Raw genomic sequence first — 13424 nt, forward strand, 5'->3', positions numbered from 1 at the left:
TTGCCCCTCTCTTGCTGTGTGGACGCTCATGACAACGAATCTGAAGTTCAGCCATAAGATCCTGATTGCCGCCGCGCTCGTCGTCGCGGCTGCATTCGCCTGTTTCATCCTGTTCAACGATTACCGGCAGCGCCAGGCGCTGCACGACAGCACCGAACGCTCGATGCAGGACATCGGCAGCCTCACCAGCAGCAACATCCGCACCTGGCTGGAAAGCCGCATGCAGCTGGTCCAGTCGCTGGCCCAGCAGATCGCCCTCGACGGCAGCTCCACCCAGAACCTGCAGCGCAGCGTCGGCTTGCCGGCCTACATCGACAACTTCGAGCTGACCTACTTCGGCGCCGAGACCGGTGCGATGTTTTCAATTCCGGCTGGCAGCCGCGCGCCCGACTACGACCCGCGCCAACGCGGCTGGTACAAGGCCGCCAATGCCGCGCAGCAGACCATCGTCACCGAGCCCTATATCGCCGCGTCGTCCGGCAAGCTGGTGATCACCGTCGCCACCCCGGTCAGGCAGCAGAATGCCTTCGCCGGTGTGGCCGGTGCGGACATCGACCTGGGCAGCATTAGCGCCACCATCAACGCATTGGATTTTGGCGGCCACGGCCATGCCTTCATCGTCAGCGCCGACGGCAAGATCCTGGTGCACCCCGACAGCAAGCTGCAGCTCAAGACGCTGGCCGAGGCCTACCCGAACGCGACGCCTCGCATCGTCGATGGCCTGCAGGAGTTCCAGGTCGGCGGCAAAGCACAGTTGATCTCCTTCACCCAGGTCACCGGCGTGCCGTCGGCCGACTGGTACGTCGGGCTGGTGCTGGACAAGGACATCGCCTTTTCCATGCTCAGCGAGTTCCGCACCTCTGCGTTGATCGCCATGGTCATCGCGGTGCTCATCATCATCAGCCTGCTTGGCATGCTGATCCGCGTGCTGATGCAGCCGCTCTTGCTGATGGGCCGTGCCATGCACGACATCGCCGAAGGCGAGGGTGACCTGACCAAACGCCTGGTCATCCACGGCAATGACGAGTTCGGCGCCCTGGGCATGTCGTTCAACCGCTTCGTCGAGCGTATCCACGGCTCCATCCGCGAAGTCGCCTCGGCCACCAGCCAGGTCAACGAAGTCGCATTGCGCGTGGTCAGCGCCTCCAACGCATCGCTGCACAACTCCGAGGAGCAATCCTCGCGGACCAACAGCGTGGCCGCCGCAATCAACGAGCTGGGCGCCGCTGCCCAGGAAATCGCGCAGAACGCCGCCACCGCCTCTCACCATTCGAGCGATGCGCGCACCCTCGCCGAGGAAGGCCAGCAGGTCGTCGACCGCACCATCCGCGCCATGCAGCAGCTGTCGGCGAAGATCAGCGACTCGTGCGACAACATCGAGACGCTCAACAGCAATACCGTCAACATCGGGCAGATCCTCGAGGTCATCACCGGCATTTCCCAGCAGACCAACCTGCTGGCGCTAAACGCCGCGATCGAAGCGGCCCGCGCAGGGGAAGCCGGGCGCGGCTTTGCCGTGGTCGCCGATGAGGTGCGCAACCTGGCTCACCGCACCCAGGAGTCCGCGCAGCAGGTGCAGAAGATGATCGAAGAGCTGCAGGTCGGCGCCCGTGAAGCGGTAGCCACCATGACCTCCAGCCAGCAGGAGAGCGAAGCCAGCGTCGGTATCGCCAACCAGGCCGGCGAGCGGCTGGGCAGCGTGACCCAGCGCATCGGCGAGATCGACGGCATGAACCAGTCGGTAGCCACCGCCACCGAAGAGCAGACCGCCGTGGTGGAGTCGATCAACGTGGATATCACCGAGATCAACACCCTCAACCAGGAAGGCGTCGAGAACCTCCAGGCGACCCTGCGCGCCTGTTCCGACCTCGAGCAGCAGGCCACCCGCCTGAAGCACCTGGTCGGCAGCTTCCGCATCTGAGCCTTTGCCTGCGCCCCGCTTCGGCGGGGCGTAGGGCAATCGCTGTTTGTGCCACCGCTGTTTGCCGCCTAGAATCGGCATGAACATGCAGAAACAGGCACAAACATGCAAAGCCAGGAAGCGCCGGAACTCCCTCATCTGCGTCGGCAGAAAATCCTCCTGCTGCTCGAGCGCGACGGCAAAGTCATGGCTGCCGACCTCGGCCAGCGCTTCGGCGTCTCCGAAGACACCATCCGCCGTGATCTCGCCGAACTCGCCAGTGCCGGGCTGCTGCATCGTGTCCACGGCGGCGCGCTGCCGCGTTCGGCCGATACCGGCAAGGATTTCTTCACCCGCGCCATCGAGGTCAGCGAGGCCAAGCAGGCCTTGGCCCACCTCGCCGCGCAACGGGTCCGGGACGGCCAGATCGTCGTCTTCGACTCCGGCACCACCACCTTGCAGATCGCCCTCTCGCTGCCGGCCGAGATCGCCATCACCGCCGTGACCCATTCGCCGATGATCGCCATGGCCCTGGCGCGCTACAGCAACATCGACATCATCATCGCCGGCGGGCAGCTCAACACCGCCGCGATGGTCGCCACCGGCCACGAAGCGGTGCGCATGTTCGAATCGATCAACGCCGACCTGCTGTTCACCGGCGTATGCGCCATCCACCCCGAACTCGGCCTGACCACTGCCCACTTCAACGAAGTGGCCGTGAAACAGGCCATGCTGCGCGGCGCCTCCCAGGTCGTCGCGGTGGTCACGGCCGACAAGCTGGGCGCGGTCGAGCCCTTCGCCGTCGCTCCCTGCCACCGTGTCGATGTATTAATCACCGAACGGCACATTCCCTCGGGCGATATCGGTGTGTACCGGCAGCAGGGCATCGAGGTACAACAGGCGAGGGCGTGAGGTGAGACGAAGGCTGCAAATGCATTTGAAAATCCGGTTCCAGGGACAGGAACGAAAGATGATGGGCATCCACGGCAACTGACGCTGCATCGCGGTGCGGCCTGATCGAGGCGGTAACGACATGGTGATTTCGCGCGCTCATGCTTTCGGATGTGGCCTCCTGGCGATCGGGGCAGTCGTCGCCTTGGCGGCCTTCAACAGCTTTACCTGCTACCGGCACGACTTCGAAACATTCGTGGCCGCCAACTCGGTGTTCGTCGCTCCGCCGCTGGTGCCTGCCGTCATCTGCCTGGCTTTTCCGAATCCCCTGCGTGCGGTCGGTGCCTGCCTGTTCGTGGCGCCTTGGCTGCTGTTCGCCTACTACACCGATTGCATGGCTCCCACTGCGGGCGGTGGAGCCTCCATGGTCTACGTGAGCGTCCTGCTCTGGGGCATTCCGTCCGCTATCGTGGGGGCGTTGCTGGCTGGCCCGGTTGCGCGCTGGCTGAACATCCATGTCGCTCGCTGAACCTGTACGGGCCACGAACCACGCTGTCGTTTCGCTTTCATCGGGGCCGGTTGCACGGCTCCCTCAGAAACCTCAAGCCCTGGGGTGGCGGGCGTTTCAGCGCTCTGACAGCCGCGTCTGGCGTCTGCGCCGACACGGCTCCTCCGGCCATGGGCGGCCACTTTTTTTGTGCGTTATGGCCGCTGGGCGGGTCAAAACTTTCCGTTGGGTCTCACATGCCCACCTTTTAGAAGCCGCTGGAGATGCCTTGTTTTGACGACCGAGCCGCAGATGAGCGTCACCACGATCGACTGTGCCCAGGAGCCGATTCACACCCCCGGCACCATCCAGCCCCATGGCTTGCTGTTGGGTTGCACCCTGCCCGATTGGTCCGTCGCTCATGTGTCGGGCAATGTTTCGAAATTTCTCGAAGGTGTCGCGCCGGTGGGTCTGCTGGGGCAGTCGCTTGACCAGGTGCTTCCGGCCGAAACGGTGCACGCGGTGCGCAATCAGCTGCAGACCGCCATGCTCTCGGGCCTGGCCGAGCGGCTCGATTGCCTGGCCCTCGACGGGGGCACCCGGCGGTACGACCTGACGGTGCATCTGGCGGGCGGTCTGGCGGTGATCGAGGCGGTGCCAAGCATGCCGGGGGCAGGCGCCAACGGCGTGACGTTGCTGCGGGGGCTTGCCGGTCGCCTGCGCCGCACGGCTACGGTGTCGCGCCTGCTCACGCTCGCCGCGCAGCAGATGCGTGCCGTGACCGGTTATGACCGGGTGATGATCTACCGCTTCCTGCACGACGATTCCGGCGAGGTGGTGGCCGAGGCGGTCCGACCCGGCACCGACTCCTATTTTGGCCTGCGCTACCCGGCCACCGATATCCCGGCGCAGGCGCGTGCGCTCTACCGGCGCCAGCCGCTGCGGCTGATCCCGGATGTCGACTATGTGCCGGTCCCGGTGCTGCCCGGGCGCGGCCCCGACGGGCAGCCGCTCGACCTGGGGCTGGCGGCGCTGCGCAGCGTTTCGCCCGTGCATATCCAGTACCTGCGCAACATGAACGTACGCGCGACCCTCACCGTGAGCCTGATGCGCGGCGACAAGCTGTGGGGCCTGATCGCCTGTCACCACAGCGAGCCGCATTACCTGAGCGGCGCCTTGTGTTCGGCGGCGGAGCTGTTCGGGCAGATGCTCTCACTGCAGATCGACGTGCGCGAACAGGAGCAGGAACAGCATCGCCTGTCCAAGGCGCAGAGCGCCCACGACCGGCTGCTGTCCGCCATGTCGCCGCGCGACACGGTATTCGAGGACCTGGGCCGCTACGCCGACATGCTCAATGCGATGATCGCCAGCGACGGCCTGGCGGTCTGGTCGAACGGCCAGCTCAGCGGGCAGGGCGTGCTGCCGCCCGACGAGGCGATCGCCGAGCTGATCGCGTTCCTCGGGCAGAAGCCGGTCGATCGCATCTACGCGACGTCATCGCTGGCCGAGCATTTCGCGCCGGCTGCGCGTTTCGCCGATCGCGCCAGCGGTGTGCTGGCCATTCCCATTTCAAGGGCGGCGCAGGATTACCTGCTGTTCTTTCGTCGCGAAGTGATCCAGACCGTCACCTGGGGCGGCAACCCGGACAAGGCCATGCAGCGCGATACGTCGACGGGCCAGCTCCACCCGCGGCACAGTTTCGAGGTCTGGCGCGAAACCGTGCGGTGTCACGCCCAGCCCTGGACATCGAGCGAGCTGCGGGTCGCCGAGACGCTGCGGGTCGCCCTGCTGGAGGTCGTGCTGCGGCGCTCGGAGCTGATCGCCTCGGAGCGCCAGCGCGCCCAGGACAGTCAGTCGCTGCTCATCGCCGAACTCAATCATCGAATCAAGAACGTGCTCAGCCTGGTGCTGGCCACCACCCGTCAGAGCGCCCAGCAGGCCACTTCGGTCGAGGCGTTCACGGAGGAGATGGAGCACCGCATCCAGGCGCTCGCCAGCGCCCACGATCAGATCAACGCGCCCAGCGGCACCTGTACCCAGTTGCGGGCGCTGCTTGAATCCGAGGCGCGGGCTTGGAACGGCCGGGATGAGCTGGACGAACGCATCCAGCTCTCCGGCAGCGCCGTGCTGCTGGACGTGCGCAGCTACCAGACGCTGGCGCTGGTGTTCCACGAGATGATGACCAACGCCGCCAAGTACGGCGCCCTGAGCGTGCCGGAGGGGCAGCTGACGGTGAGTTGGCAGCTGATCGAAGGGCGCGGCCTGGTGATCGAGTGGAACGAAAGCGGCGGCCCCGAGGTGCAGCCTCCGACCCGTCGTGGCTTCGGCAGTATCGTGACCGAGCGCACCATTCCTTTCGAACTGCAGGGCGAGGCGCGCGTGGAGTTTCGTCCCGAGGGCCTGTTCGCCTGCTTCCAGGTACCGCCGGCGCATGTCTCGGCGGGCGTCGATCGAGAGCAGCCGCGCGATACGGTCAAGCCGCCAAACGCCAGCTCGCTCGCCGGGCTTCGTCTGCTGCTGGTCGAGGACAGCATGATGATCGCCCTAGACGCCCAGGCCATGCTCGAAGATGTCGGCGTCCAGGTGGAAATCGCCGGCTCGCTGGATCACGCCCGGCGTGCGTTGCGCCTGGATCGCTTCGACCTGGCGGTGCTCGACGTCAACCTCGCCGGCGAAACCAGCCTGGGCATCGCGGCGGAGCTGGAGGCCCGGCAGCATCCGTTCCTGTTCGCCACCGGCTACGGTGCGCGGACGGCCATTCCCGAGCGCTTCGACCAGGTGCCCGTGGTGACCAAACCCTACAACCTCAATGCCCTGGCCTACGCCATCGGCCAGGTCCCGGGCATCGCCTTGCCCGGCTGACGATGGCGGCGGCCCCCACCAGGCGATAGCATGAGGCCGCGCGGCTCGGCATCGACAGGCGAGGTTCAGGGAATGAAGAAACTGCTCTATTGCGTCCTGCTGATCGCGGCGGGCCACAAGGGTTGGACGTACTGGCAGGCGCGTTCGGTCGAGCCGCTCGAAGACCGGCCCTATCTGGTGGTCTACGGCCGCGACAGCTGCGGCTATACCCAGGGCACGCTTCGCGCGCTGTCGAGCGCAGGGGTCAGGTTCCGCTACCTGAACGTGGATGACCCGGTGGTGGCCGACTCCCTGCACGGGCGGATGGGCCGCAAGGGAATCGACACCCGCTATTACTACCTGCCGGTGGTGGACCTGAACAACGCGATCAGCATCCGGCCGGACAATGCCACGCTGGTCGCCCAAGCCAAAGCCACGATTCCCTGATCGGCGCCTGGGCGCTCACTCGCAGGCCACGCGGACCTGGGTCAGGTCGAACCCCAGGCGCTCGCGAAACTCGTCGAGAAAGGCCTGGGTAAATCCCGCCTTGCCCCAGTCGTTGAAGATGAAGCCCAGGTTCGAGAACGCGCAGGGCTGCAGAAACAGGAAGCCGTTGATGTCGTCTTCATGGCCGCATTCCGGGCAGCGGAAGTGGTCGGTGTGGCCGGGCATCCAGTCTTCGAGGCTGTCGAACAGGGCCTCGCCAATCTCCCGACGGCATTCGGGGCAGCCGGCTTCCTCCTTGAAACCCTGCGTCGGGGTATAGATGCAGCGGCGGGTGATGACTTCCAGACCGTTGACTGGCTCGTCGAAGGGCAGCCTGGCTGGATGCTGCGCGACTTGCCGGGCACCGGGGGCCAGCGCATGGGCCATGCGGTTGCCGGTGCGCCCGCAGGTGGTCGGCACCGTCTCGACGATGTTGCGGTGGGCCAGCCAGCGGACAATGGCGTGGGCACGGGCTTCGTGGCCTGGGTAGCTGGAAATCTGCGGCACGATGATCAGCTGGTCGGCCATGGCGGCGCCTCGTGAGGTCGGACAGGCGCGCAGCTTAATGCCTATCCGGCGCGGGTCAAGGCAGGCGGGACAGGGTGCAGCCCGCGGTCCGATGATGAGCGAGGCATGTCGATAGTTTAGAAATCTCTGAACTGATTATTTGCTCCGGCCGATTCTTCCGTTCCGGCGTGCTGGCCAAGATGGCTCTCAACGATCGCATCGACATGAGGGCCGTCCGTTGGAAAAGACCTTGCACCAGCCGCTGGGAGGCAACGAAATGCCGCGCTTTGGCGGCATCGCCAGCATGATGCGCCTGCCGGTGGTGGACAGCCCCGCCGGGCTGGACGTCGCTTTCGTCGGCATTCCGCTGGATATCGGCACCTCGCTGCGTGCCGGAACGCGCTTCGGCCCGCGGGAGATTCGCGCCCAGTCGGTGATGATTCGTCCCTACAACATGGCCACCGGCGCCGCGCCGTTCGACTCGCTGAGCGTGGCGGACATCGGCGACGTGGCGATCAATACCTTCAACCTGCTCGACACCGTGCGGATCATCGAGCAGGCCTATGACCGCATCCTCGAACACGGGGTGATCCCGCTGACCCTGGGCGGCGACCACACCCTGACGCTGCCGATTCTGCGGGCGATGAAGAAGAAGTACGGCAAGGTCGGGCTGGTGCATGTCGATGCCCATGCCGACGTCAACGATCACATGTTCGGCGAGAAGATCGCCCACGGCACTACCTTCCGCCGCGCGGTCGAGGAAGACCTGCTCGACTGCGACCGTGTGGTGCAGATCGGCCTGCGTGCCCAGGGGTACACCGCTGAAGACTTCAACTGGTGTCGCACCCAGGGCTTTCGCGTGGTGCAGGCCGAAGAATGCTGGCACCGGTCGCTCGAACCGCTGATGGCCGAGGTGCGCGAGCGCGTCGGTGGCGGGCCGGTGTACCTGTCGTTCGACATCGACGGTATTGACCCGGCCTGGGCGCCGGGCACCGGCACCCCGGAAGTCGGCGGGCTGACCACCATCCAGGCGCTGGAAATCATCCGCGGCTGCCAAGGCTTGGAGCTGATCGGCGGCGACCTGGTGGAGGTCTCGCCACCCTACGACACCACCGGCAACACCGCGCTGCTCGGCGCCAATCTGCTCTACGAAATGCTCTGCGTGATGCCTGGCGTGATCAGGCGCTGACACGGACACCCCGCGGCCCGCCCGGCGCGGCCGGACCCTAACCGGTAGCAGGATGCAGCATGAAGCTCGAGATATTTCGCACCCTCTGGGGCAATCGCAGCCCCTGGCCCCAGGTACTCGATGAACTACGCGGCGCCGGCTTCGACGGTATCGAGGCGCGCCTGCCTGAAGCTGGGGCCGAACGCAGCCGTTTCGGCCGCTTTCTGCGCGACAACGCAGTGCCCTACATCTGCGTGCTGTTCACTTCGACGCCAGTGTTGCCGCGCCAGTCCGACACCCCGGCGATGCACCTGGCAGACCTGGCGCGCAAGCTGGCGCTGGCCGCCGAGCTCGAGCCGCGCTTCATCAACCTGCTGGCCGGCAATGACCGCTGGAGCCAGGCCGAGCAGGTCGACTTTTTCGGTGCCGCGATGGAGCTCGGGGAGCGTGCCGGTCTGCTGCTGAGCTTCGAGACCCACCGCGCCCGTTCGCTCTATAGCCCCTGGGTCACGCTGGACCTGATTCGCCAGCTGCCGGCGCTGCGCTTCACCAGCGACATCAGCCACTGGGTGGTGACCTGCGAGCGGTTGCTGGACGATCCGGCCGACGACCTGACGCCCTTCGTCGAGCGCGTGCACCACATCCAGGCCCGTGTCGGTTACGACCAGGGGCCGCAGGTGCCCCATCCTGGTGCGCCCGAGTACGCCGACGCACTGGCCTTTCACCAGCGCCACTGGGAGAGCGTCTGGAGCAGCCAGCAACGGCGCGGCTTCGCTGGCACCACGCTCACCCCCGAGTTCGGCCCGGACGGCTATTTGCATCACCTGCCCTTTACCGACGTGCCGGTCGCCGACCTCTGGCAGCTGAACCAGTGGATGGCGCGCACCGAGCGGCATCACTTCCATCGATTTCTCGGCCACTAGCAAGGAGCGATTCCATGAGCGGCAGCGCCAAGCATTTCACCCGTATCCCGGTGATCGACATCGGCGACCTGTTCAGCCCCGATCTGGCCCGACGCCAGGCGGTGGCCGACCAGCTTGGCAAGGCGGCGCGCGAGGTGGGCTTTCTCTACATCACCGGCCATCGCATCGAGCCGTCGCTGATCGACGGCCTGCACCGCGCCGCCGAGGACTTCTTCGCCCAATCCTTCGAAACCAAGATGCGCCATTACATCGGCGCCTCGGAAAGCCACAAGGGCTACGTGCCCGAGGGTGAAGAGGTCTATTCGAAGGGCAAGCCGGACCACAAGGAAGCCTTCGATATCGGTTTCGAAGTGCCCGCCGACAACCCATTGGTGCTCGCTGGCACGCCCCTGCTGGGGCCGAACCGCTGGCCCGAGCTGCCGGGCTTCAGGGAGGCGGCGCAAGCCTATTACGCCGCGGTGTTTGGTCTCGGGCGCCAGCTGTTTCGCGGCTTCGCCCTGGCCCTGGGGCTGGCCGAGGATGCCTTCGACGGCGTAGCGAACTTTCCGCCATCCAAGCTGCGGCTGATCCACTACCCCTACGACGGCGAGGCGCAGGACGCCCCGGGCATCGGCGCCCACACCGACTACGAGTGCTTCACCATCCTGCTGGCCGACCGCCCGGGGCTGGAGGTGATGAACGATCTGGGCGACTGGATCGACGCGCCGCCGGTGGAGGGCGCCTTCGTCGTCAATATCGGCGACATGCTCGAGGTGATGACCGCCGGCACCTTCGTCGCCACCGCCCACCGGGTACGCAAGGTGGCCGAGGAGCGCTATTCCTTCCCGCTGTTCTACGCCTGCGACTACCACACCCAGATTCGCCCGCTGCCGCAATTCGCCGAGGCCGGCACCCGTTACGAGCCGCTGAGTATCGGCGAGCACATGTGGAGCCAGGCGCTGCAGACCTATCAATATCTGAAAAGACGCGTCGAGGCCGGGGACCTGCAACTGCCCGAACGCGCCCGCAAACCCTCGAGCTTCGGCCACCTCAAGCATCAGCCGAGCGCGACCTGATTCGCTGCCGACGACCTTTAAAGCCTTTGGAGAACATAACGATGAAAAGCCTGAAGACTCTTTACCTCGGCGGCCTGGGCGCGCTGCTACTGGGCGCCACCCTCGGTGCTGTCGCCGCCGACACACCCAAGACCGCCACCCGTGGCGAGCTCAAGGTGGGCATGGAGATCGCCTACCCGCCGTTCGAATACTACGAAGGCGACAAGGTGGTCGGGTTCGATCCGGAAGTGTCCGCCGAGCTGGCCAAGCGGATGGGCCTGGAGGCGACCTTCTCGGACACGCGCTTTCCCAACCTGATCCTGGGGCTGAACGCCAACCGCTTCGACACCATCATCTCCGGCATGTACATCCTGCCCGAGCGCCTCGAACAGGCCGACGCCATCCCCTACGCCAAGACCGGCGCGGCAATCATGGTACGCGCCGATGCCGAGCGTAAGCCTGCGACCGAGCAGGAGCTGTGCGGCCTGGCCGTCGGGCTGCAGCAGGGCACGTCCTGGATCAAGAAGCTCAACGAGCTGTCGGCCGGCTATTGCACCGAGCAGGGCAAGGGCGCGATCACCGTCAACGAATACCCGACCAGCTCGGAAACTTCCCAGGCGCTGCTCTCCGGGCACATCCAGGCGCACCTGGAAATCGCCAGCGCCTCGCAGCTAATGGTGGAGAAGTCGCGCGGGCGCATCGTCGTCACCACGCCTGAGTCGATCTACCCGGAAACGCTGGGCATCTATGTGAAGAAGGGCAACACCCAACTGCTCGATGCGCTCAAGACCGCACTCGATGACTTCAAGCAGAGCGGCGACTACGAGCAGCTGCTGGCCAAGTACGGTCTGGAAGAAGCCTGATCGCCCTGCGCGGCGCGTGTCTGCGCCGCGCGACGACCCACCGGGGCCGCAGGATCGCGACCCTAGGCTAGAGGTGACGCATGCCATTCGAATGGACGTATTTCTTCTCGATGTTCTCCATGCCGGCCTTCTGGAAGGCCAGCTGGACGGTGGTCAAGCTGAGTACCCTGGCCTGGTTGATCGGCATGCTGATCGGCTTTGGCCTGGCCAGCGCCAAGCAGTCGCTGCACGCCTGGGTGCGTATGCCGGCTTCGATCTATGTCTGGTTCTTCCGCAGCGTGCCGTTGCTGGTACTGCTGATCTTCGTCTACAACCTGCCGCAGCTGTTTCCCGGCAGTGGCCCGATATTGTCCCAGCCGTTCTACGCCGGCCTGTTCGCGCTGGTGCTCACCGAGGCGGCCTACATGGCCGAGATTCATCGCGGCGGGCTGCTCTCGGTCGCCAAGGGCCAGCGGGAGGCGGCGCGGGCACTGGGCATTCGCGGGCTCGGCACGCAGCGGTTGATCGTGGTGCCGCAGGCGTTTCGCATCGCCCTGCCGACGCTGACCAACGAGTACGTCACCATCGTCAAGCTGACCTCGCTGGTGTCGGTGATCTCGCTTACCGAGCTGCTGCTGGTGGGCCAGCGCCTCTATGCGCAGAACTTCCTGGTGCTCGAGACCCTCGGCGCGGTGGCGCTCTACTACGTGCTGATCGTGAGCCTGTTCGGCTGGCTGCTGCAGTACCTCGAACGGCACCTTGACCTGAGCCGACGCAAGTCCGAAACCCTGGAAGGCGCGCGTCTGCAAACTCTGCGCGAAAGCCTGCCGGCATCCACCGCGGCGACCGCGCAGAGCCCGCGTGCGGGCATGCCCGACGCGCTGCGTCTCAATGGCGTGCACAAGCGCTACGGCAACCACCACGTGCTCAAGGGCATCGACCTGCGGGTGCGTCCGGGCGAGGTCATCTCGATCATCGGCCCATCCGGTTCGGGCAAGACGTCGCTGATCCGCACGGTCAACGGCCTGGAGCGCATCGACGAAGGCGAAATCGTGCTCTTCGGCGAAAGCTTCATCCATGCCGGCGATGCGCCTGACAGCCGCCGCCTGCGTGCCGGCGTGCGGCGCATCGGCATGGTGTTCCAGAGCTTCAACCTGTTCCCGCACCGCACCATTGTCGACAACGTGCTGCTGGCGCCGCGTTATCACCGTCTGGGCGATACCGCGACCCTGCGCCAGCAGGCCCTGGCGCTGCTCGACAAGGTCGGCCTGTTGGCCCATGCCGAGAAATACCCGCATCAGCTCTCCGGCGGCCAGCAGCAACGCGTGGCGATCGCCCGCGCGCTGGCGATGAAGCCGGACATCATGCTGTTCGACGAACCCACCTCGGCGCTCGACCCAGAACTGGTCGGCGACGTGCTTAACGTGATCCGCGATCTGGCCAGCGAGGGCATGACCATGCTCATCGTCACCCATGAGATGGACTTCGCGCTGTCGATCTCCGACCGCGTGGTGTTCATGGAGGACGGTCACATCGGCCTGGACGCCTCGCCCGAGGCGATTCGCAACCACGGCAGCGAGCGCGTTCGGCGCTTCATCGGCCTGGAGACGGACCGGACATGAACGACGACATCGCCACCCTGCGCCGGGACCTGGCCGCGGCCTACCGGCTGGCCGCGCTGTTCGGCTGGGACGACACCCTCTACACCCATTTTTCCGTACGCCTGCCGGGCGAGGAGCCGCGCTTTCTGATCAACCCGTTCGGCCTGCTGTTCGAGGAAGTACGGGCCAGCGACCTGATCGTGGTGGACATGCACGGCAAGGTGGTCGAAGGCCGCGCCGACTACAACGTCGCCGGCTTCACCATCCACAGCGCGGTGCACATGGCGCGCGAGGATGCGCACTGCGTGATCCACACCCATACCCTGGCCGGCATGGCGGTGGCGGCGCAGGACGACGGCCTGCTGCAACTGAACCAGATCAGCACCGAGTTTTACCAACGCGTCGGCTACCACCCCTACGAGGGCGTGGCGCTGGATCTGGAAGAGCGCCGCCGCATCCAGGCCTCGCTGGGCGATCACATCGCCCTGATCCTGCGGCACCACGGCCTGCTCAGCGTGGGCGCCAGCGTCGCCGATGCCTTCTACGTGATGTTCTACCTCAACCGTGCCTGCGAGATTCAACTGACGACCATCTCGAGCGGCTGCCGCTACAGCCAGATCCAGGCCCATCTGAGCCGCCATGCCTGCGAACAGCTGGAGGGTGCCGAATGGCAGCGCCAACTGATCTGGCAGGCCTGGCTGCGCAAGCTCGACCGCCTCGACCCCAGCTACAAGGACTGACCAG

The 13424-nt window shown here is 65.8% G+C and carries 12 protein-coding genes; 11 read left to right on the forward strand and 1 reads right to left on the reverse strand.

Translation table 11 applies throughout. The annotated features are described in order from the left end of the window. Positions 1–28: 28 nt before the first annotated feature. The 5 genes from G7026_RS06310 to G7026_RS06330 all read left to right on the forward strand — a co-directional run bounded on the left by G7026_RS06310 (position 29) and on the right by G7026_RS06330 (position 6566). Entirely contained in the window at positions 29–1921 is a 1893-nt protein-coding gene (locus G7026_RS06310) for a methyl-accepting chemotaxis protein (RefSeq protein ID WP_181069911.1), read from the forward strand. Between the two features lie 105 nt (positions 1922–2026). Continuing rightward, on the forward strand, positions 2027–2812 hold the full coding sequence (locus G7026_RS06315; RefSeq protein ID WP_181069912.1) for a DeoR/GlpR family DNA-binding transcription regulator: 786 nt from the start codon (positions 2027–2029) through the stop codon (positions 2810–2812). Positions 2813–2933: 121 nt separating this feature from the next. Next, the gene (locus tag G7026_RS06320) at positions 2934–3320 is read left to right on the forward strand and encodes a Na+:solute symporter (protein ID WP_181069913.1); all 387 of its coding nucleotides are present in this window, start codon (positions 2934–2936) and stop codon (positions 3318–3320) included. Positions 3321–3590: 270 nt separating this feature from the next. Beyond that, positions 3591–6140 (forward strand): HWE histidine kinase domain-containing protein, encoded by a 2550-nt coding sequence (locus G7026_RS06325; protein ID WP_181069914.1) that lies wholly within the window; start codon positions 3591–3593, stop codon positions 6138–6140. 72 nt (positions 6141–6212) lie between these two features. After that, positions 6213–6566, forward strand: coding sequence for a glutaredoxin family protein (locus tag G7026_RS06330; RefSeq protein WP_181069915.1), 354 nt, complete (start codon positions 6213–6215; stop codon positions 6564–6566). Between the two features lie 15 nt (positions 6567–6581). Here G7026_RS06330 and G7026_RS06335 read toward each other — a convergent pair whose 3' ends face one another. Beyond that, positions 6582–7133, reverse strand: coding sequence for a sugar ABC transporter ATPase (locus G7026_RS06335; RefSeq protein WP_181069916.1), 552 nt, complete (start codon positions 7131–7133; stop codon positions 6582–6584). A gap of 217 nt (positions 7134–7350) precedes the next feature. Between G7026_RS06335 and speB the strand changes: the two genes are divergently transcribed. From speB to G7026_RS06365, 6 genes are all read left to right on the forward strand, one after another. Further along, on the forward strand, positions 7351–8301 hold the full coding sequence (speB, locus tag G7026_RS06340) for an agmatinase (RefSeq protein WP_181069917.1): 951 nt from the start codon (positions 7351–7353) through the stop codon (positions 8299–8301). A 59-nt stretch (positions 8302–8360) separates the two neighbouring features. Then, the gene (locus G7026_RS06345; protein WP_181069918.1) at positions 8361–9203 is read left to right on the forward strand and encodes a sugar phosphate isomerase/epimerase family protein; all 843 of its coding nucleotides are present in this window, start codon (positions 8361–8363) and stop codon (positions 9201–9203) included. Positions 9204–9217: 14 nt separating this feature from the next. Next, positions 9218–10258, forward strand: coding sequence for an isopenicillin N synthase family dioxygenase (locus G7026_RS06350; protein WP_181069919.1), 1041 nt, complete (start codon positions 9218–9220; stop codon positions 10256–10258). A gap of 41 nt (positions 10259–10299) precedes the next feature. Further along, positions 10300–11100 carry an ABC transporter substrate-binding protein gene (locus tag G7026_RS06355; protein WP_181069920.1) on the forward strand — a complete coding sequence of 267 codons (801 nt, stop codon included), beginning with the start codon at positions 10300–10302 and terminating at the stop codon, positions 11098–11100. Positions 11101–11180: 80 nt separating this feature from the next. Beyond that, complete coding sequence (locus G7026_RS06360; RefSeq protein WP_181069921.1) at positions 11181–12701, forward strand: amino acid ABC transporter permease/ATP-binding protein; 1521 nt, start codon at positions 11181–11183, stop codon at positions 12699–12701. Further along, entirely contained in the window at positions 12698–13420 is a 723-nt protein-coding gene (locus tag G7026_RS06365; protein ID WP_219858336.1) for a class II aldolase/adducin family protein, read from the forward strand. Before G7026_RS06360 ends, G7026_RS06365 begins: the two co-directional genes overlap by 4 nt. The last annotated feature ends 4 nt before the right edge of the window (positions 13421–13424 follow it).

It is taken from the genome of Stutzerimonas azotifigens (genome assembly GCF_013522725.1).
Classification (GTDB): Bacteria; Pseudomonadota; Gammaproteobacteria; order Pseudomonadales; family Pseudomonadaceae; genus Stutzerimonas; species Stutzerimonas azotifigens_A.

What these genes read in the sequence shown, in the direction of transcription:
- G7026_RS06310 (WP_181069911.1), top strand. Translation starts at nt 29, where the DNA reads ATGACAACGAATCTGAAGTTCAGCCATAAGATCCTGATTGCCGCCGCG.
- G7026_RS06315 (WP_181069912.1), top strand. Translation starts at nt 2,027, where the DNA reads ATGCAAAGCCAGGAAGCGCCGGAACTCCCTCATCTGCGTCGGCAGAAA.
- G7026_RS06320 (WP_181069913.1), top strand. Translation starts at nt 2,934, where the DNA reads ATGGTGATTTCGCGCGCTCATGCTTTCGGATGTGGCCTCCTGGCGATC.
- G7026_RS06325 (WP_181069914.1), top strand. Translation starts at nt 3,591, where the DNA reads ATGAGCGTCACCACGATCGACTGTGCCCAGGAGCCGATTCACACCCCC.
- G7026_RS06330 (WP_181069915.1), top strand. Translation starts at nt 6,213, where the DNA reads ATGAAGAAACTGCTCTATTGCGTCCTGCTGATCGCGGCGGGCCACAAG.
- G7026_RS06335 (WP_181069916.1), bottom strand. Translation starts at nt 7,133, where the DNA reads ATGGCCGACCAGCTGATCATCGTGCCGCAGATTTCCAGCTACCCAGGC.
- G7026_RS06345 (WP_181069918.1), top strand. Translation starts at nt 8,361, where the DNA reads ATGAAGCTCGAGATATTTCGCACCCTCTGGGGCAATCGCAGCCCCTGG.
- G7026_RS06350 (WP_181069919.1), top strand. Translation starts at nt 9,218, where the DNA reads ATGAGCGGCAGCGCCAAGCATTTCACCCGTATCCCGGTGATCGACATC.
- G7026_RS06355 (WP_181069920.1), top strand. Translation starts at nt 10,300, where the DNA reads ATGAAAAGCCTGAAGACTCTTTACCTCGGCGGCCTGGGCGCGCTGCTA.
- G7026_RS06360 (WP_181069921.1), top strand. Translation starts at nt 11,181, where the DNA reads ATGCCATTCGAATGGACGTATTTCTTCTCGATGTTCTCCATGCCGGCC.
- G7026_RS06365 (WP_219858336.1), top strand. Translation starts at nt 12,698, where the DNA reads ATGAACGACGACATCGCCACCCTGCGCCGGGACCTGGCCGCGGCCTAC.